1 protein-coding gene is annotated in these 772 nt (G+C 56.3%); it reads left to right on the top strand.

Annotation, left to right across the window (positions count from 1 at the left end):
* On the top strand, positions 1–398 hold a 398-nt coding region (locus IAE50_RS25660; RefSeq protein ID WP_200581693.1), incomplete at its 5' end, for a hypothetical protein.
* Positions 399–772: the final 374 nt, after the last annotated feature.

Here is a 772-nt window from a genome sequence, read left to right as displayed (position 1 = left end):
TCAACATCAAAACCGCCGCTCAGGAATCTACCAGAAAGATGGGGGGCGAAAATCGTGCTGTTTATGCATCCGCTGAGTGGTGGGCAGGTGCCCTGCGCAGCGATGGCTTCGTCAGAAACCTCAATTCTTCAGGTGAGCATGACGTCATCTCTGTGAAGTCACTCCTTGACGCTTTTTCAAAGGCTGCCAGCAAGGGGTGTGGACAGCATCATGAAATTTATGAGTTTTACTTTCTGGACAGGGCGTGCTCATACGCGAATTCACTGCCGCTGTCACACCGCCCGGCTTTCTACGATGCCGCAGCTGCGTCAGGTTTTAATATTTCTGACGATGCGTATGAGAGAAGTGAGCGGGCATTTGAAGCGAAGCTGGAAGAAATCAACGAAGAAAACTACTGATTCGCCCTTCACTGTCATGCCGCCTGTCTGGGCGGCAGCTGGATAGGCTCTACAGAGGTCTGAACAGGCAGGTAGTGTGTGCCCCGCGAGGCCGGGGTATACGCTGTCGGGAACGTCAACGGCGGGAAAGGCGTTCCCCTCCGGGGAACCGGGCAGGGCGGGAACGCCTGCGGCGCTCCCGCACTATCCCCTCCGCCTCCTCATCTGCATAGAGATCCCTCTCATCTGCTCCTGTGTTCTGCTGACATTGTGAATGTTTTTACGGGGCTGCTCATTATTGCCGGATGTTTTCAACCTCAAAAACAAAACCAGGGGCAGGGGCTGGCCACCTTCGGCTCCCCGTCCGTACCGGCCGGGTCGTCGGCCCTGCTCCG

The organism is Kosakonia sp. S42 (assembly GCF_016624785.1).
In the GTDB taxonomy this organism is placed as follows: Bacteria; Pseudomonadota; Gammaproteobacteria; order Enterobacterales; family Enterobacteriaceae; genus Kosakonia; species Kosakonia cowanii.
Note: the sequence above shows the minus strand (reverse complement) of the source record. Positions and strands in the feature narration are given on the sequence as shown.